The organism is Geomonas azotofigens (genome assembly GCF_018919395.1).
GTDB lineage: Bacteria > Desulfobacterota > Desulfuromonadia > Geobacterales > Geobacteraceae > Geomonas > Geomonas azotofigens.
Map to the genome: position 1 here is coordinate 589,716 of NZ_JAHLME010000002.1, position 18,121 is coordinate 607,836.

General features: G+C 64.6%; 19 protein-coding genes. 9 read left to right on the forward strand and 10 right to left on the reverse strand.

Annotated elements, in window-relative coordinates; translation table 11 throughout:
- Positions 1–83 precede the first annotated feature (83 nt).
- The 5 genes from KOL99_RS07610 to ybaK all read right to left on the reverse strand — a co-directional run bounded on the left by KOL99_RS07610 (position 84) and on the right by ybaK (position 5,294).
- A complete protein-coding gene (locus tag KOL99_RS07610; protein ID WP_216509868.1) occupies positions 84–1,520 on the reverse strand; it encodes a sigma-54-dependent transcriptional regulator in 1,437 nt (478 codons plus the stop codon).
- Between the two features lie 166 nt (positions 1,521–1,686).
- Positions 1,687–2,772, reverse strand: coding sequence for a two-component system sensor histidine kinase NtrB (locus KOL99_RS07615; protein ID WP_216509869.1), 1,086 nt, complete (start codon positions 2,770–2,772; stop codon positions 1,687–1,689).
- Positions 2,765–3,730 (reverse strand): tRNA dihydrouridine synthase DusB, encoded by a 966-nt coding sequence (gene dusB, locus KOL99_RS07620; protein ID WP_216509870.1) that lies wholly within the window; start codon positions 3,728–3,730, stop codon positions 2,765–2,767. Before dusB ends, KOL99_RS07615 begins: the two co-directional genes overlap by 8 nt.
- Before the next feature lie 239 nt (positions 3,731–3,969).
- Positions 3,970–4,809 carry an SIR2 family NAD-dependent protein deacylase gene (locus tag KOL99_RS07625; protein WP_216509871.1) on the reverse strand — a complete coding sequence of 280 codons (840 nt, stop codon included), beginning with the start codon at positions 4,807–4,809 and terminating at the stop codon, positions 3,970–3,972.
- A gap of 2 nt (positions 4,810–4,811) precedes the next feature.
- Positions 4,812–5,294 carry a Cys-tRNA(Pro) deacylase gene (ybaK, locus tag KOL99_RS07630; RefSeq protein ID WP_216509872.1) on the reverse strand — a complete coding sequence of 161 codons (483 nt, stop codon included), beginning with the start codon at positions 5,292–5,294 and terminating at the stop codon, positions 4,812–4,814.
- A 127-nt stretch (positions 5,295–5,421) separates the two neighbouring features.
- Here ybaK and KOL99_RS07635 point away from each other — a divergent pair, with 127 nt between their 5' ends.
- The 9 genes from KOL99_RS07635 (at position 5,422) to KOL99_RS07675 (ending at position 13,217) form a co-directional block, all read left to right on the forward strand.
- Positions 5,422–5,829, forward strand: a complete 408-nt coding sequence (locus KOL99_RS07635) for a response regulator (RefSeq protein ID WP_216509873.1) — start codon at positions 5,422–5,424, stop codon at positions 5,827–5,829.
- Entirely contained in the window at positions 5,830–6,342 is a 513-nt protein-coding gene (locus tag KOL99_RS07640; protein ID WP_216509874.1) for a YkgJ family cysteine cluster protein, read from the forward strand.
- 127 nt (positions 6,343–6,469) lie between these two features.
- Positions 6,470–6,727, forward strand: coding sequence for a TIGR03905 family TSCPD domain-containing protein (locus tag KOL99_RS07645; protein ID WP_216509875.1), 258 nt, complete (start codon positions 6,470–6,472; stop codon positions 6,725–6,727).
- Between the two features lie 11 nt (positions 6,728–6,738).
- Entirely contained in the window at positions 6,739–6,957 is a 219-nt protein-coding gene (locus KOL99_RS07650) for a hypothetical protein (RefSeq protein ID WP_216509876.1), read from the forward strand.
- 195 nt (positions 6,958–7,152) lie between these two features.
- Complete coding sequence (locus KOL99_RS07655) at positions 7,153–7,923, forward strand: enoyl-ACP reductase FabI (RefSeq protein ID WP_216509877.1); 771 nt, start codon at positions 7,153–7,155, stop codon at positions 7,921–7,923.
- 42 nt (positions 7,924–7,965) lie between these two features.
- Positions 7,966–9,639, forward strand: a complete 1,674-nt coding sequence (gene hflX, locus KOL99_RS07660) for a GTPase HflX (RefSeq protein WP_216510290.1) — start codon at positions 7,966–7,968, stop codon at positions 9,637–9,639.
- 37 nt (positions 9,640–9,676) lie between these two features.
- Complete coding sequence (locus KOL99_RS07665) at positions 9,677–10,294, forward strand: trimeric intracellular cation channel family protein (protein WP_216509878.1); 618 nt, start codon at positions 9,677–9,679, stop codon at positions 10,292–10,294.
- A 3-nt stretch (positions 10,295–10,297) separates the two neighbouring features.
- A complete protein-coding gene (locus KOL99_RS07670) occupies positions 10,298–10,768 on the forward strand; it encodes an NUDIX domain-containing protein (RefSeq protein ID WP_216509879.1) in 471 nt (156 codons plus the stop codon).
- 274 nt (positions 10,769–11,042) lie between these two features.
- Complete coding sequence (locus KOL99_RS07675; RefSeq protein ID WP_216509880.1) at positions 11,043–13,217, forward strand: HAMP domain-containing methyl-accepting chemotaxis protein; 2,175 nt, start codon at positions 11,043–11,045, stop codon at positions 13,215–13,217.
- Between the two features lie 48 nt (positions 13,218–13,265).
- On the opposite strand, the gene rtcA is transcribed toward KOL99_RS07675, so the two are convergent.
- The 5 genes from rtcA to KOL99_RS07700 all read right to left on the reverse strand — a co-directional run bounded on the left by rtcA (position 13,266) and on the right by KOL99_RS07700 (position 17,999).
- The gene (gene rtcA / locus KOL99_RS07680) at positions 13,266–14,306 is read right to left on the reverse strand and encodes an RNA 3'-terminal phosphate cyclase (RefSeq protein WP_216509881.1); all 1,041 of its coding nucleotides are present in this window, start codon (positions 14,304–14,306) and stop codon (positions 13,266–13,268) included.
- Between the two features lie 13 nt (positions 14,307–14,319).
- Positions 14,320–15,492 carry a 6-phosphofructokinase gene (locus tag KOL99_RS07685; protein ID WP_216509882.1) on the reverse strand — a complete coding sequence of 391 codons (1,173 nt, stop codon included), beginning with the start codon at positions 15,490–15,492 and terminating at the stop codon, positions 14,320–14,322.
- A 95-nt stretch (positions 15,493–15,587) separates the two neighbouring features.
- Complete coding sequence (locus KOL99_RS07690) at positions 15,588–17,183, reverse strand: putative bifunctional diguanylate cyclase/phosphodiesterase (RefSeq protein WP_216509883.1); 1,596 nt, start codon at positions 17,181–17,183, stop codon at positions 15,588–15,590.
- A 49-nt stretch (positions 17,184–17,232) separates the two neighbouring features.
- A complete protein-coding gene (locus KOL99_RS07695; RefSeq protein ID WP_236025883.1) occupies positions 17,233–17,532 on the reverse strand; it encodes a hypothetical protein in 300 nt (99 codons plus the stop codon).
- A complete protein-coding gene (locus tag KOL99_RS07700; protein ID WP_216509884.1) occupies positions 17,529–17,999 on the reverse strand; it encodes a DUF2889 domain-containing protein in 471 nt (156 codons plus the stop codon). Before KOL99_RS07700 ends, KOL99_RS07695 begins: the two co-directional genes overlap by 4 nt.
- Positions 18,000–18,121: the final 122 nt, after the last annotated feature.

Consider the following 18,121-nt stretch of genomic DNA (forward strand, 5'->3'; position numbering starts at 1 on the left):
TAAAACCGGAAAAGGGTTTCTCCGATGTTCTCAGATTGTCTCCGTGGTCAATGGTCGTGTGGGTTTTAACATTTGCCGTTCTCTTACTCCTTGCGGAGTTCGATCCCCAGTTCGGTGATCTTCTTCCTCAAGGTGTTGCGGTTGATGCCCAGGATGTCGGCGGCGCGCACCTGGTTGCCGCGGGTCTTCTCGAGGACGAAACGGATCAGCGGACGCTCGACCTGCTCCAGCACCATGGCGTGCACGTCGCCGCTCTCCATCTTCTCCATGTTCGAAAAGCAGCCGCGCAGCTTGAGATCGACGATCCCCTCCAGCGACAGTTCCTCCCCCTTCCCTTCGCTCTGGCGGCTCCTGAGACCGGGAAAATCGGAGGCGACCAGGAGCGGGTCGGGTGACAGGATCACGGCCCTCTTGATGGTGTTCTCCAGTTCGCGGATGTTGCCGGGCCAGTTGTAGTTGGAGAGGAGCTTCACGGCGTCGGCGGAGGTCCGCTTGAGCGGCACCTCGAGCTCCGCGCAGATCTTGCCCAGGAAGTACTGCACCAGCAGCGGAATGTCCTCCTTGCGGTCGCGCAGCGGCACCAGCTGGATCGGGATCACGTTGAGCCGGTAGTAGAGGTCCTCGCGGAACTGCTTGTTGCGCACGGACTCCTCGAGGTCCTGGTTGGTGGCGGCCACCACCCTGACGTCGACCGGGATGCTCTGGTTGCCGCCGGTCCGGGTGATCTCGCGCTCCTGGAGCACCCTCAGGATCTTGGCCTGCAGGTCGATGGGCATGTCGCCGATCTCATCCAGGAAGATGGTGCCGCCGTTTGCCTGCTCGAACTTGCCCAGTTTCCTCTCGGTGGCACCGGTGAAGGCACCCTTCTCGAAGCCGAACAGCTCGCTCTCCAGGAGCTCCTTGGGGATGGCGGCGCAGTTGAGCGGGATGAACGGCTTGCCCAGACGCTTGGAGTTGTAGTGGATGGCGCGGGCGATCAGCTCCTTGCCGGTGCCGGACTCCCCCTGCACCAGGACGGTGACGTCGGAAGGCGCCACCTTGCCGATGGTCTTGTAGACCTCGCGCATGGCGGGGGAGTTGCCGATGATGGTCTTCTCGAGCTGGTACCGGTCGGCCAGCTCCTCCTTCAGGAGCGACACCTGCGAGGTCATCTCGCGCGCCCGGCTCACCTTCTCCACCACCGCGTCGATGACGCCCAGGTCGAAGGGCTTGGTCAGGTAGTCGTAGGCGCCGCGCTTCATGGCCTCGACGGCGTTCTTCATGCTCGCCTCGGCGGTCATGATCACCACCATGAGGTCCGCGCGCTCCTCCTTGACCCGGTCCAAAAGCTCCAGTCCCGTGACGCCCGGCATCTTGATGTCCAAAAGCGCCAGGTCGTAGACGTTTTCCTTGATGAGCTTGAGCGCCTCGTTGCCGTCCTTGGCCAGCTCGACGTTGAATCCTTTTTTCTTGAGGGCCTTGGAAAGGACCCAGCGCATGCTCTCTTCGTCATCCGCCACGAGTATGTTGTTGATCGACATAAATGCTCCTAAAAAAACTGTCAATGTTCGATGTTCAACGTTCGATGCGGTCATCCGCCTTTGGACTCTACGCCTTGACTTGCGACGCTGCAGGTCAGGCCAGGATGACGGCGCCACGTAAGCGGCGCGATCGAACCTTGAACGTAGAACGTTGAACAGTTGTAAGTTATTGCACCAGCGGCAGCATGACGGTGAAGACGGTGCCGCGGGATGGATCGGAATCGACGCGGATCATGCCGCGGTGCTCGGACACGATCTTCTGGCAGATTGCCAGCCCGAGCCCCGTGCCCTGGGACTTGGTGGTGAAAAACGGGGTGAACATGTTCTCCAGCACGTCCTCGGGGATGCCGGGGCCGTTGTCGGAGATGTCGATGGCGACCATGCGGGCGCGCCGCTCACCCTTTTGGGTCAAGGCGTAATCGGCCAAGACCCGGCTGGTCACCTTGACCACGCCGCCGGTACCGACAGCCTCCATCGCGTTCTTGATCAGGTTCAGGAAAAGCTGGGTCAGGAGCGCCTCGTCCGCCAGGATGGGAGGGATGCTGGGGTCGAAATACTGCTGCAGGTAGACCTCTTTCCCTTCGCAGGCGTTCCTCTGCAAGAGGACGATGTCGGAGAGGACACGGTGCAGGTTCACCTTGCCGAGCTTCAGGCGCCCCGGCGAGGCGAGCCCCAGGAGCTCCTCGACGATGACGTTGACCCGCTGCACTTCCTTCAGCATGACCCGCACGTATTCCCTGAGTTCCTCGTTGTCGGGAAACTCCATCTCCAGAAGCTGGGCCGCTCCCTTGATGCCGCCAAGCGGGTTCTTGATCTCGTGGGCCAAGCCGGCGGCGAGCGCCCCCAGCGAGGAGAGCCGGTCGGCCTGGCGCACGGCGCTCTCGAGCTCACGCACGTTGGTGAGGTCGCGCAGCAGCACGATGGTGCCGATCCGCTCGCCGCACGAACTTAGAAGGGGCGAGGTGCTGGTCCCCACAGGCGTGATGCGGCTCCCCCTCTTGATCACGATGTTCTCGTGGTCGGAGACGGACATCCCGGTGCTGACGGTCTTCGCCACCAGCTCGTTCAGGGCGCGATCATCCTTGAAGATCTCGCTAAAGAGATGCCCGAGCGCCTGGCGCCTGGACACGCCGGCCAGTTCCTCGGCGGCCGGGTTCACCAGCGTCACGGCTCCGGTGTTGTCCAGCACGATGACACCGTCACCCACGCTGTCGACCACATTCGCGTAATAACTTTCCAGGCGGTCAGCCATCAAAGAACTCCTCCATCGCCCCGACCAGCTCGGCAGCGTGCTCGATCCGGTTCACCGCGGCACGAAACTGCGCGGCTCCCGGAAGCCCCTTGGAGTACCATGCCAGATGCTTGCGCATCTCCATCAGGGCCACTCTGCCCCCTTCGAACTCGGTGAAGAGCTCGAAGTGCCTGCGGGCGACCGCAAGCCGTTCCGCCACCGTCGGCGGTACCGGGGTCTCGCCGGCCAAAATGGCGAGCGCCTCCCGGAACAGCCAGGGATTCCCCATCGCGCCGCGGGCCACCATCACCGCGTCGCAACCGGTTTCCCGGAACATGCGGACCACGTCGTCCGCGGTGAAGAGGTCGCCGCTGCCGATCACCGGGATCTTGAGCGCACTCTTCAGTTCAGCCAGCTTGGACCAGTTCGCCTTCCCCTCGAACATCTGGGCCCGGCTCCGGGGATGCAGGGTAATGGCGTCGCACCCTTCCTCCTGCGCGATGCGCCCCACCTCGAGAAAAGTGTCGTCGCCGCAGACCCAGCCGGTACGGATCTTGACGGTGAAGGGGAGCGTAGTCGCCTTGCGCACGCAGCGGATGATGCGGCCTACCTTGGCCGGGTCCTTCATCAGCGCGCTGCCGGCACCGGTCCCCACCACCTTCTTCACCGGACAACCCATGTTGATGTCGATCAGCTCGCCGTACCCCTCGACCAGCCGCGCCGCCTCGGCCAGCATCTCCGGCTCGTCGCCGAAGAGCTGCATGCCGATGGGGCGGTCCTCCGGGGTGGTCTTCAGCAGATCGAAACTCTTGCGCCCCTCCCTGGTCAGGCCGTTCACGCTCACCATCTCGGTGAAGGTCAGGGAAGCCCCTCCCTCGCGGGCGATGATGCGCATGGGAAGGTTGGTGATGCCGGCCATAGGGGCCAGAAATACCCGATTCCTCAGGGTAAGGGAGCCGATGGCCACGGTAGTGTGCATAGGTGATAACGTCCTTATCTGCCTAAAAAATGTGCATACTAGCAACTAAGAATTTAAAACGCAAGGGTTTTTTATGGCGGGCGTATACGGAAAAGAGGGGAATGCATCAGGAAAATCGGACATGGGAGAGGGAAAATTCGAAGGACGATCCCGTTTGTTAGGGCGAATAGATGTTCGCCCCTACAAAACCCCGCAATCGTCTGCCACTGTAGGGGCGAATAATCATTCGCCCTCTCCGGCTAATCCCGCCGCAGCATCTCCTCGATGCCCGAGAGCCCCTCCAGGGCGCCGCAGGGAAGGGAGAGGTGCGGCGCGCGGATCTGCGGCTCGCGGGGATTGATGCGGATGACGCGCGCGCCGGAGAGGGAGCCGATCCGCTCGCTGGCGGCGCGCACGGTGGGGATCGCGGTCCCGGCGCCCAGCTCGATCACCACGATGCGCCTGCCGGAGTGGCAGGAGAGAAACTGGCTGAAGCGTTCCCGCTGCCGCGCGGTGCGCTCGTCGATCCAGGCGTAGTCCCCGAACATGAGGATGTTGGGGCGCGCCGCCCGGCCGCAGCTGGGACAAAGCGGCACGTGGTCGGCGCGCATGGTCTCCTCGTCGATCTGGAACTGTTCGCGGTTGTCCCAGATCCGGTCGCAGCAGGGGCCGGTGCATTGCAGGTGGTGGATCGAGCCGTGGAACTCGAGGATGCCCTGTTCCGGGAAGCCCGCCTTCTGGAACTGGCCGTCCACGTTGGAGGTGGCGACGAACAGGTCCAGGTGGTAGCGCGCCGCCCAGTCGAGCAGCAGCGCGAAGCCGGCGTGGGGGACGGTGGCGCGGTAGAGGTTGCTACGGTGGCCGTAGAAGCCCCAGCCGAAGGCGGGGTCGTGCTCGAAGTGTCCGGGATTGGCCGCGTCGACGAAGCTGATGCCGAGACGCTGGTACAGCGGATACGCGCGCCAGAAGCCGGTGTCGCCCCGGAAGTCGGGGAGGCCGGAGTCCACCCCCATGCCGGCCCCGGCGGTCACCACCAGCGCCTGCGCGCCGGCGAGCGCCTCGGCCGCCGCCATGAAAACCGGGGCGAGATCGGCCGCCATCCCTAGATCCCCACCTTGACCGGGACCGGCTTCAGTACCCGTTGCAGCTCGGCGGGAGTCAGGGAGACCAGGAAGCCGCGGCTGCCGCCGTTGATATAGATGAGCGGCAGGTCGAGGATGCTCTCTTCGATGTAGACGGGCATCTGCTTCCTCGTGCCGAAGGGGGACGTCCCTCCCACCATGTAGCCGGAGTGGCGGTTGGCGGTATCCGGGGTGCAGGGGGCGACGCTCTTGACGCCGATGGCCCGGGCCAGTTCCTTGGTGGAAACCTGGAGGTCTCCGTGCATCAGCACCACCAGCGGCGCGCGGGTCTCGTCCTCCATGATCAGGGTCTTGATGACGCTGTGCTCGTCGACACCCAACTCCCGCGCCGAAACGGCGGTGCCGCCTTTCTCCTCGTATTGATAGGGATGCTCGCCGAAGCTCACCCCGGCCTGCCGCAGTACCCGAATGGCAGCCGTGACCGGCGATTTCACCTTGGCCATCGCAGTTCTCCTTGAACAGATTTGATTTCACTAGTAAAAAAGTCGCTTGCCAGGCGCGGACATACCGGCTATAGATTAATAGCACGTCTTCAGCAGCTTAACAACCGCGTAACTAGGGTAACTTCTTATGGGAAATGAGAACCAGCGACCGGCAAAAGTGCTGGTCATGGACGACGACGAGATGGTCCGCTTCGTCGCCGGCGAGACCTTGAAGCGCTACGGTTTCGAGGTGGAGTTCGCCAACGACGGCAGCCAGGCCGTGGAGATCTACCGCGAGCGGCACGAAGCGGGCGACGGCTTCGCCGCCGTCATCCTGGACCTGAACATCCCGGGGGGGATGGGAGGTCAGGAGGCGATGAAACGCCTGCTCGAGATCGATCCCGCCGCCAAGGGGTATGTCTCCAGCGGACGCACCGACGACCCGGTCATGACGAACTACCAGACCTTCGGCTTCAGCGGCACCATCGAAAAGCCGTATTTCTACCTGAACAAGCAGCTCATGGAAGAGTTCAGCAAATCCCTGCGTGGCGAGTAGATGAGCGGTTTGGAAAACTACCTGGCCCTCCTGGCCCGCGTCGACGAGATCTGCCGGCGTACCTCGGAAGCCTTCAGCACACACATCACCTGCCGTGCCGGCTGCGACGCCTGCTGCCGCCACCTCTCCATCTTCGCCGTGGAAGCCGCCGCACTCAGAAACGCGCTCGCGGAGCTCCCGGCCGGGCAGGCCGAACTGGTCCGCTCCAAGGCCCGGGAGGCGCGCGAAGATTCCCCCTGCCCGCTGCTCCATGACGGCCTCTGCCTGCTCTACCAGGCCCGCCCCATCATCTGCCGCACCCACGGCCTGCCGCTTCTGCTGCTGCGCGAGGGGGAAAGGACCGTCGACTTTTGCCCGGAGAACTTCCAGGGCATTCCCAGCATCCCCGGCAGCGCCGTCATCGACCTGGAGCGGCTCAACATGATGCTCGCCACCATCAACGCGCTGTACCTGCAGGCCTTCCCGGGGCCCGAGCGGCTCACCATAGCCCAGGCGCTCACTCTCACCGATTGACTTTTCCCTCGACTTCGGGGTATATGGCCGGGGCGACATTCGCGTCGCGCCGTCGTGCGTGAACCTGACGCTGGCGCGGGCGGTTTGTGCGCATATACTTTACTGCTGGCAAAGGAGAGGCTACACGATGAAGGTAAGCTACAACACATCCGGGAGCTGCGCCTCCCGCATCGAGATAGAGATCGAGAACGGCGTCATCGTCGCCACCAAGTTCGTGGACGGCTGTGCCGGCAACACCCAGGCGGTCGCGGCCCTGGTGCGCGGCATGGAGGTCAGCGAGGCGATCAGGCGCCTGAAGGGGATCGCCTGCCAGGGCGACACCTCCTGTCCGGACCAACTGGCCAGAGCACTGGAGCAGTCGCAATGCAGCACCAGACCTTCCTAAACGGGGGCATTATGGAAATCTTCGGCGGGTTCATGATGATGATGAGCATCATCGGCTTCTTCCTGGTGGTGATCTGGTTCATCCTCCCCTTCGTGATCTTCAACATCAAGGGGCGCGTGGACCGCTCCGCGGCGATGCTGGAGGAGATGGACCAGCGCCTGAAGCATATCGAGCGTCTCCTGCAGGAACGAGAGGTCGAGGAACCGCGCCCGCTCGACCCGCCGCTGTAGCCAGCCGCCCCTTGGATCTTCGCATCGAGCCCTCCCCTCCACCCGCGGTGGGGAGGGTTTCCCCCTTCCTCCCCCACCTTAACGTGCTGTCATATCCCTTGCCAACCCCCGCGTTTTTCATTATCATGTGCCGCTATGTGCCCGCCGGCAGACTAAAGAGCACTAATCTGCCACAGTCGAGGGCAAGGAGAAGTCATGGGTTTACTGGAAGGGAAAAAAGCCGTCATTTTCGGCGTAGCTAACGATAAAAGCATCGCCTGGGCCACGGCCGAGGCGTTTCATCGCGAAGGGGCCGAGGTGGCCCTGGCCTATGCGGGCGAGGCGGTCGCCAAGAGGGTGATGCCGCTTGCTGAGAGCATCGGCTGTGAACTGGTGTTGCCGTGCGACGTGAGAAGCGACGAGGAGATCGCGCGCCTGTTCGCCGACGTGCGCGAGGCATGGGGAGGGCTCGACATCCTGGTGCACTCGGTCGCCTTCGCCAACAAGGAGGAACTGAAGGGCTCCTTCCTGAACACCACCCGCGAGGGGTTCGCGACCGCGCTCGACATCAGCGCCTACTCCCTGATCGCCATGGCGCGGGAGGCCGCGCCGCTCATGCAGGGCCGCGACGGCAGCGTGATCGCCATGACCTACTACGGCGCCCAGAAGGTGTTTCCGAACTACAACGTCATGGGGATCGCCAAGGCGGCGCTCGAGGCAAGCGTGCGCTACCTGGCCGAGGCGCTGGGGCCCGAGGGGACCCGGGTCAACGCCATCTCCGCCGGCCCCTTGAGGACGCTTGCCTCCGCCGGCATCGGCGGCTTCGGCCAGATCGCCGGACACGTCGCCGAGAAGGCGCCGCTTCGGCGCAACATCTCGCAGGAGGAGGTCGGCAACGCCGCCCTCTACCTCGCCAGCCCGCTGGCAAGCGGCGTGACCGGCGAGATCCACTTCGTTGACTGCGGCTACAACATCATCGGACTGTAGCGGAGGCGCGCCATCAAAGGACTGCACGGTAATCTGACAGGGCTGAAAGCAAGCCAGGTGAACAGGCTGGAAAGGCTGTACCGCCGCCGGGTGAAACCCGCGGAGGTCATTTCCCTGGAACTCGCCCGGGAACTCGCCGACATCTCGCTGGAGATCCGGCGCCAGATCGGCATCCTGGTGAGCCGCATCGGCGAGATCGCCTACGTGGTGGTGGGGGACGAGCGCGGCATCATGATCCCGGCGCTGGAGGATTACCCGCTGGGCAAGAGGCTTTTGCGCGGCGTGCGCCTGGTGCACACCCACCTGAAGGGCGAGGTCCTCTCCGACGACGATCTGACCGACCTGTCGCTGTTGCGCCTGGACCTGATCGCCGCACTGCAGCTCACCCAGAACCCGGACCGCTTCTCGATCCAGACCGCCGCCCTGGTCCCGCCTGACGGGGGGCACCTCCCCTACCAGGTCGAGCCATCGGTCCCCTTCCAAAAATACGACCTCGACTTCAAGGGGTTCGTGGAAACCCTGGAACAGACCATGGAGCGCGGCCTCAAGGAGGGAAAGGTCGTCGCCAGCGGCCAGGAGCGCGGCATCCTGATCTCGGTGACCCAGCGTCCCATGGAGGAGGCGGTCGATTCCATCGAGGAGCTGAAGGAGCTCGCCCGCACCGCCGGCGTCGGGGTGCTCGACACCGTGATCCAGCGCCCCAAGGAGTTCAACCCGCGCTACCTTCTGGGCGAGGGGAAGATCCGCGAGGTGGTGATCAAGGCGCTGCAGTACGGCGCCACCATGCTGGTCTTCGACCAGGAATTGTCGCCGGCGCAGGTGCGCTCCATCTCCGAGTTGACCGAGCTGAAGGTCATCGACCGCAGCCAGCTGATCCTGGACATCTTCGCCCGGCGCGCCACCACCCAGGACGGCAAGGTGCAGGTGGAGCTGGCCCAGTTGAAGTACCTGATGCCCCGGCTCTCCGGGCGCGGCGTCCAGATGTCGCGGCTCATGGGGGGTATCGGCGGGCGCGGCCCCGGCGAAACCAAGCTCGAGGTCGACCGGCGCCGCATCAGGGACCGGATCGCCCACCTGGAAAGGGAGCTGAAGGAGCTTTCCAACGGCCGCTACCAGCGCCGCCAGAAGCGCGTCAAGGCCGGCATTCCCATCATCTCCATCGTCGGGTACACCAACGCCGGCAAGTCCACCCTGCTGAACACCATGACCAAGAGCGAGGTGTTCACCGAGGACCTCCTCTTCGCCACGCTGGACACCTCGTCGCGGCGGCTGCGCTTCCCCATGGACCGCGAGGTGATCATCACCGACACGGTCGGTTTCATCAGGAGCCTCCCCAAGTCGCTCCTCGGAGCCTTCAAGGCCACCCTGGAGGAGCTGAAGGACGCTGATCTCCTGATCCACCTGGTCGACTGCGGCAACCCGCGCCTTGAGGAGCAGATCAACCAGGTGAACGCCATCCTGGCCGAGCTGGAATTGTCGCAGAAGCCGACCCTCCTGGTGTTCAACAAGATGGACCTGCTCCCCGACCTCAAAAAGAGCGATCCCTTGGCCTTCATGAAGGTGCGCCAGCTGACCCGCAAGTACGGCGCCATCACCATCAGCGCCGCGGATCGCAAGAGCCTGGATCCGCTCATGAAGGAGCTGCAGCAGCGCTTCTGGCACGACGTCGAGGATTACCGCGCGCCGGGAGAGAACCACGAGGAGTTCGAGGAGTAGCCGGGCCCAATCCGCCAGCAAAGGAACGATCTTTTTCATGGACCAGCAAGCCATCATCTATGCCCTCGACCTCCTGGGCACCGTCGCCTTCGCCGCATCGGGGGCCCTGGCCGGCGTGCGCCGCGGCATGGATCTCCTGGGCATCATCGTGCTCGGCATCGTCACCGCCACCGGCGGGGGCGTTATCCGCGACGTCCTCTTGAACGACACCCCTCCCTTCTGCTTCAAAAACGAGCTCTACCTCTACCTCGCCGTCGCCGCCTCGGTGGTGGTCTTTCTCACCCCGCGCAGCTTCGAGCGGATGAACCGTGCCATGCTCCTTCTGGACGCCCTGGGATTGGGGACCTTCCTGGTGATCGGTACCTCCAAGGCGCTCCAGTTCAACCTGGGGCTCATGGGCGCCATCATCATGGGGGTGATGACCGCGACCTGCGGCGGCCTGGTGCGCGACCTCCTCTCCAACGAGATCCCCCTCATCCTGCAGCGCGAGATCTACGCCTCGGCCTGCGTCGTTGGGGGCGCACTGTTCTTCTTCCTGCACCAGACCACCCTCCCCTCCCAGGTGAACCTCACCGTCTCCGCCCTGACCGTGATCGCCATCCGCTGCACCGCCATCGTCAAGGGGTGGCAGCTGCCGCGCGGCCAGGCGCTGTAAACCATGCCCAAACAGAGCGCGGGGCTCATCATGTACCGCGTCATGAACGGTGAACCGGAGCTCCTGCTGGTGCACCCGGGCGGGCCGTTCTGGGCCCAAAAGGACCTCGGTGCCTGGTCGATCCCGAAGGGGGAATACCTTCCGGGGGAGGACCCGTTCCAGGTGGCGCGGCGCGAGTTTCGCGAGGAAACGGGACTGGCGCCGGAGGGGGAGTTCCAGGAACTCTCCGAGATCAGGCAGGCGGGGGGCAAGCGGGTAAAAGCGTGGGCCTTCGCCGGCGACTGGGACCCCGCCGGGCTCACCAGCAACAGCTTCACCATGGAGTGGCCGCCCCGGTCCGGGCGCCAGGCTGAGTTTCCCGAGGTGGACCGCGCCGCCTGGTTCACCGTCGCGCAGGCCCGGGAGAGGATCCTCCCCAGCCAGATCCCCCTCATCGATCAGGTCACGAGCCTGCTGCAGGACGCCGGCAGGTAAGGACAATTCCCACAGCCCCCTTCGTTTTTTCCCGCCACGTTATCCGCCCGATTCTCCCTCCCCCCTTTCCTTCGCTACTTCGTCACGTTACGGACCAGCCTGGAACCGGCATCCCCGTCCCCTCCACTTTTGGGGGCTTCTGTACCCTACTTTTTTTCTCGTATACGTTTAAGTCTGCGAAAGTGATGACGAAGGGGATAGATAGCGTCGCTGCGATAGCAGAGCCGACCACTATGGCAGGCGCGGCACGACTACGAATGAACCAGGGGGGAAGATGAAAATTCAGGACATGAAGATCGGTACGCGGCTCAGCGTTGGGTTCGGCATCATCCTGCTATTGCTCCTTGTCATCGGTGCCATTAGCGTTTTCAGTATGCTCAAGATCGACCAGGGGCTGGAAACCATCGTGAAGAAAGATTACGCCAAGATCAAGCTGGCCAACGAGAGCGCCGACAACGTCTCGGCCATCGTCTCCAGCATCAAGTCGATGGTCATCGAGTCCGATCCGGCCGCCAGGCGCGAAGAAAACAAGAAGATCGACCAGGCGCGGCAGCAGTACAAGGCGGCCATGGATAAACTCGAAAAACTGGAGAGCACCGAGAAAGGTAAGGAGCTGATCGGGAAAGCGAAGCTGTCGCTCGACAACGCGCGCAAGGCGAACAACCAGGCCATCGAACTGGCCATGGCGGGCAACAGCGCCAGGGCCGCGACCATATTCGAAAAGGAGGCGGAACCGCTGTGCGCCGCCATCGACTCGGCGTTCAGGGGACTGGTGCAGTACCAGGAACAGGGAATCGAGGAGCGCTACAGCGACGCCGCCGCCCTCTCCTCGCGCTCCCGCGTCATCGCGCTCTCCCTGGCCCTCTTCGCCATCGCGGTCGGCGCCGTGATCGGCTACGTCATCACCCGCAGCATCAGCCGTCCGGTGAGCGCCCTCTCCGCCTGCGCGGATAAGCTCGCGCTCGGGGACGTCGAGGTGCAGATCGACACCGAGGGGAAGGACGAAATCGCCCTGCTGGCGCGCTCCTTCAAGAACATGGCCGACAACATCAAGGAAGCCTCGCTCGCGGCGGAAAGGGTCGCCCACGGCGACCTCTCGGTCCAGGTCACCCCCAAATCGGAGCGGGACCTGATGGGCAACAACCTCTCGACCATGATCGCCACCATCGGTAGGCTGAGCACCGAGATGAACGGGCTGATCAAGTCGATCGGGGAGGGTAAACTCAGCGTACGCGGCGACGCGGCGGCCTTCCAGGGTGCCTGGGGTGAACTCCTCACCGGGCAGAACCGCCTGATCGAGGCGTTCGTGCAGCCCATCGACGTCACCTCACGCTACCTGGCCCGCATTTCCAAGGGGGACATCCCCGGCAGGATCACCGACACCTACTACGGCGACTTCAACGACATCATCAACAGCCTCAACCTGCTGATCGACGCCAACAACGACGCCACCAGGCTCGCCCAGGAGATCGCGGGGGGGAACCTGCTCCTCGAGGTGAAGCAGCGCTCGGAAAACGACGGGCTGATGCAAGCGCTCTCCAGCATGGTGCAGAACCTGACCCGGGTGGTCTCCGACGTTAAGATCGCCGCCGACAACGTCACCTCCGGAAGCCAGGCGCTCAGCTCCACCTCCGAGGAGATGTCCCAGGGGGCGAGCGAGCAGGCGGCCTCGGCGGAGGAGGCGAGCTCGTCGATGGAGCAGATGACCTCCAACATCAGGCAGAACGCGGACAACTCGATGCAGACCGAGAAGATCGCGGTCAAATCCGCCACCGACGCCAGCGAAAGCGGCGAGGCGGTGGCGAGGACGGTCGCGGCCATGAAGGAGATCGCCTCCAAGACCTCGATCATCGAGGAGATCGCGCGCCAGACCAACCTCCTGGCCCTGAACGCTGCCATCGAGGCGGCGCGGGCGGGAGAGCACGGCAAGGGTTTCGCGGTGGTGGCCTCCGAGGTGAGAAAGCTCGCGGAGCGGAGCCAAAAAGCGGCCGGCGAGATCGGCGACCTCTCCCTCACCTCGGTCGAGGTGGCGGAGCACGCCGGGACCCTGCTGGAGATGCTGGTCCCCGATATCCACAAGACTGCGGAGCTGGTGCAGGAGATCTCCGCCGCGTGCAAGGAGCAGGATACCGGCGCCGAGCAGATCAACCGGGCCATCCAGCAGCTGGACCAGGTGATCCAGCAAAACGCGAGTGCGTCCGAGGAGATGGCCTCCACGGCGGAGGAGCTCGCCTCGCAGGCCGAACAGTTGCAGGGGACCATCGCCTTCTTCAAGGTCGACGCGCCCGCCGTAGAACAAAGACGCCCCACGAAGAGCGCGGCGGCAACGCAAAAACGGGGACACCAGAAGCTGACCAGGTCGGCGGCGCTGCCCGACTTTGCCGGGGTCGAGCTGAACCTGAATAACAGCGAGGAGGTTCTCTTGCAGGCGGGATTCGAAAGGTACTAGCGGATCATGGATCGCGTGACGAGAAAGGCGGCCCGGGGGCCGCCTTTTTTATGGCTGCGGCGTGATCATCACGGTGCCGGGTCCCCCCTCCTCACCTTCCACCCGGCTGGCGAGCTTCAAGAAGTACCCCGCAACCATGAGGTTGGTCTCAAGGTGGCTCGTGACGCGCGAGGTGCGAAAGAGGGAGCTTCCCGTGCCGCGGGCGAGGTAGAGCACCAGCTGGTCGGCCAGGTGGGGATCGATCGGCTCGCCGCTCTCGTGGTGCTCGAGAAACTCGCGCGCCACCTCGGCCCCGACCGTTTCCGCGGGTTTGCCCCGCTCCCCCAGGGCGGTGAATCCCGCCACGGCATGCTCGTACTCCCCCTTGATGAAGATGAAGGTCCCCTGCCCGTGGATCGCCAGTTCCCGCGTCTCGATGTCCATCGGCAGGCCGCGCTCGAGCCTCCCCTTGAGCCCCGAAAGGGCCGACTGGAGCTGCCGATCGGCGATGGCCTTCGGGAGGTTCCCCACGGCGGAGACGATGCGCAGCCGGGTGAGCCGTCCCCTTTCCCGGACCAGGCAGGGGGCGAGGACCTCGGCCGGCTCAACCGTGCAGGCGACTCTCCCTCCCCCCTTGGGATAGAAACCGAAGGAGCGCGCGGCGGTTTCGCCGCGCACCCCGAGTCGGGCTACGCTGGGCCAGAAGATCTCCTCGAAGTAGTTCCAGGAAGGGCTGAAGGGGACATGGGTGCCGCCGATCACGGTGACCCGGCTCGCCTTGCGGGCGGCGAGCAGCGGGGGGATCACGGTCTGGAGCACCAGGGTGGCGGACCCGGCGGTGCCGATATCGAAGCTGTACTCTCCGGGGGTGATGCCGTCGGGAAGGAAGCTCAATTCCGGCGAGCCGAGCCGGTCCCCGACCACGTTGGCCGACGCGATGGCTGCCGCCGCCTGCACGGCCATCAGGTGCTGGCGCATCAGGCCCGACTTGGAGCGGTTCTTCCTGATGTTGTAGATGTGGAAGGCCTGGCCGGTCAGGCAGGAGAGGCTCAAGGCGCTGCGCAGCACCTGCCCTCCCCCCTCGCCAACGCTGCCGTCGATCTCGATCATGGTCGCACCGCTTTCAGTACAGGAACATCGGCTTGCCGAGTACGTGGCGCACCTTGGGCCGGTACTCGCTGGCGTCGTACAGCTCGGCCACGTCCACGCGCTTCTCCCCCTGCATGATGGTGCTGATCGGGATGTGCCGGTAGGTGCCACCCTGCATGGCGACCATGCGCCCCGACATCCCTTCGGTGATCAGGTCCATGGTCATGTTGGCGTAGTTGTAGGCCACCATCAGGTCCAGCGAATCGGGTGCGCCGCTGCGCATGAGGTAGGAGAGCTGCTGGTAGATGATGTGGGAGCCGGTCAGCTGCTTCACCGCCTCGCTCAGCACCACGCCGATCCCCCCCAGCTTCTTGTGGCCGTAGGCGTCCTCCTGGCCGTACTCGACGATCTGCCCACCCACCATGGACGCCCCTTCCGATATGGTCACCATGGCGTAGTTGCTGCGGTTCCCCTTCTTGTCTTCCTGCAAAAGCAGCGAGAGCTTCTCGACGTCGAAGGGGACCTCGGAGATGAGCGCGCGGTCCACCCCCGCCAGGTAGGCGGAGATGAGCGAGGTTTCCCCGGAGTTTCTGCCGAAGAGTTCTACCACCGCGATCCGCTCGTGAGAGCCGGCGCTGGTGCGAAGGTTGTGGATGAAGTTGACGCTCCTCGTGACCGCCGTGGAGAAGCCGATGCAGTAGTCGGTGCCGAAGACGTCGTTGTCCATGGTCTTCGGGATGGCCACGATGGGGACCCCCTCGCGGTTCAGGCGTTCGGCGTAGCTCAGGGTGTCGTCACCGCCGATCGGGATCAGCACGTCGATACCCAGGTGCTCCAGGTTGGCGAGGATGTGCGAGGTGAAGTCGTGGTGGTCCGACGCGCCCGGATCGAAGTCGGCGCCGCGCAGGAAGATGGGGACGTCGGCGGCGGCGACCTTGCCGGGGTTGGTGCGGCTGGTGTGCAGGAAGGTCCCCCCGGAGCGGTCGACGGTGCGTACCGTGTGGCGGTCCAGCGGCATCACGGCGTTGTCCCAGGTGTCCGGATCGTCCCGGTTGTAGCCCAAAAGCCCTCCCCAGCCGCGCCGGATGCCGACCACGCGGTAGCCGCTTTCGGAGGCGCGCGCCACCAGGGTCTTCAGGGCCGGGTTGAGCCCCGGCACATCGCCGCCGCCGGTCAGAACGCCTATGGTCTTCTGCCTGTCTGCCATGGCAATCTCCTTTAATGATCAGCATTAAAAAACTTTCACATTATACCGGAGCGGACTTTCATTTCAAGGCGGCGCGGATTCCCATTTTGCCAAAGTTATTCCGGAATTTCATCATCCTGACCACTCTTTGCCGGGGTGAGCCGGGAGATGAAGCGGGCCATCTCGGAGGGGAGCATGGGACGGGCGAAGTAGAAGCCCTGCATGAGCCGGCAGTCGATCGAGGTGAGGAACTCCTTCTGCGCCTCGTTCTCCACCCCCTCCGCGATCGCCTCCATGTCGAGGCACTTGGACATGAACATGATGGTGGTGGCGATGGCGGCGTCCTCGGAGGAGGTGACCACGTCGTTCACGAAGGACTTGTCGATCTTCAGGGCCTGGAAATGGTAGTGCCTGAGGGAGGAAAGGGAGGAGTAGCCGGTGCCGAAATCGTCGATCTGGACGTTGACCCCCATACGCTGCAGCCGCTCCAGGACGCCCACGGCCTCGCTCTCGTAGACCATGAGCGACTGCTCGGTGATCTCCAGGGTAAGCCGGTCCGGGGGTAGACCGCTGTCGTGCAGCGCCGCCTCGATCGCCCGCTCCAGCTCCTCGTGGGCGAAGACGGTCGGGGACATGTTCACCGCCACGTTCAGGTCCAGCGCCTCGTCGCGGTACCAGCGCGCCGCCTGCCGGCACGCCTCCCTGAGCACCCACTCGGTAAGGGGCCAGATGAGCCCCCCCTTCTCGGCCAAGGGCACGAAACTCGCCGGTCCCAGTTCCCCCAGGTGCGGATGGCGCCAGCGCACCAGCGCCTCGACCCCGACCACGCGCATGGTGGCGGTGTCGAGCTTGGGCTGGTAGACCAGGAACAGTTCGTCGCGGTTGATGGCACGCAACAGGCCGTGCTCCAGCTGGATCCTGTGGTCACGCTCCTCGCGCCACTCGCCGCCGTACAGGCAGAAGGTCGAGCGTCCCTGCTGCTTGGCCTGCCCGAGCGCCAGGTCGGCCATCTTGAAGAGCTGCCCGGGATCGTCGGCGTCGGAGGGGAAGAGGGCGATACCGATGCTGGCGCTGGTTTTCAGGGTCTCCCCCTCCACCTCGACCGGTTCCGACAACGCCTCCAGCACGCGCCGGGCCATCAGCGCCGGTCCCTCCGGCATCTCGGGATGGCGCAGCAGCATGGCGAACTCGTCCCCTCCCACCCGCGCCACGATGTCCTCGCCGCGCAGGGCGCAGCGGGTCAGGCGGCGCCCGGTCTCGGCGAGCAGGGCGTCCCCGGCGAAGTGCCCGCGCCGGTCGTTGATCAGCTTGAAGCGGTCCAGGTCGAGAAAGAGCAGCACCACGCTCTCGCGCCGTCTCCTGGCGAATTCGATCGATTGGGCCAGGAAGTCGTCGAAGGCCTGACGGTTGTACAGACCGGTGAGACCGTCGCGCACCGCCTGTTCCGTGATGCGCAGCTCGCTGGCGCGGTGGCGCGCCTCGATTTTCGCGGTCAGCAGGTAGATGATGGCCGCCATGGTGAGGACGCCCAGGAGTTCCAGGGCGCCGGAGGCGAAGTGCCTGATACGGGGATGGCCGGCGAGCAGCAGACCGAAGAGGAGGTGGGCCATCAACAGCCAGCAGACGCTGGCGAAGATGTAGATGCAGGCGACGGTCGCCGGCGAGAGGCGCCCGACCCAGTCGCGCAGTTTGCCCAACATGCCGCTGTCCATGGTCGCTCCAGGTCCAGCCGGTGAAATGACCGTCTCAGTATAGCGTCTTTCAGGTGGTGAGGTAGTAGGTGATCTCGTTGTGCCCGACCAGAAGCTCAAGCCCGGAGAGGGGCGGTGGAGCGCAGGGAGTCGCTCCCACCTCCTGCAACAGGGGCCAGGCGTGCAGCTGGCACTCCGGGGTGAAGTAGAGGTCGAGTCCCCCTTCCCCTGCCTCCTTGCGGAACAGGGCCATGGTGCGGGGACCGCCGGCCGAGCGGAAGAGCGCGGTGAAACCCTTCTGGATCGCGGTCGACCTTCCCGCGGCGACCTCGCCGGCGCTCAGCGAAAGATGGTGCCACTGCATGCTCATACGGCCTCCCCCGTCTTCTTCTCGCCCGGAGGCGTGACGTAGCCGGCGCAGGTGCCGACCAGTTTCTCGTGGATCGCGTCGAGCATCTCCGCCTCGTCGGTGATCCCGGCGGCGGCGCCCAGGTTCAGGGCGAGCGGCAAGAGTCCCAACAGCAGGTTGCGCATGTTGCCGCACCCCGTGGCCCCCCCAAGCACAGCGGAAACCTTGCGCTGCAGGCCCCGCCCGATGACGAATCCGGTCAGCCCCGCCATCTTCGCGGAGACGTTGCGGCAATCCGGGGTGGGGGACCTGCGGAAATCGGCCTCGGCCGAGACGATCTTCATGGTGGCGACCTCGACCCGCACCATCAGGAGCACGTCGTGGAAGCGGTCCTTCATGGTGGCGGTGAGCAGCGCCGTGCCGTCGGACTGCTTCAACAGGCGGTACGAGATGTCCCTCTGGAAATCTTCCATGGTGTTCAGTTGCATCGACAATTACCTTTCTGCGCCGCCTCTCGCCCCGCCGCTCTCGGAGCGGGGGGGAGTTGGCTGACTGAGTCATATCGGAGATCGGAAGCCGTGACAGCGGCCCGGTCGGGGGGAGAGTTTCG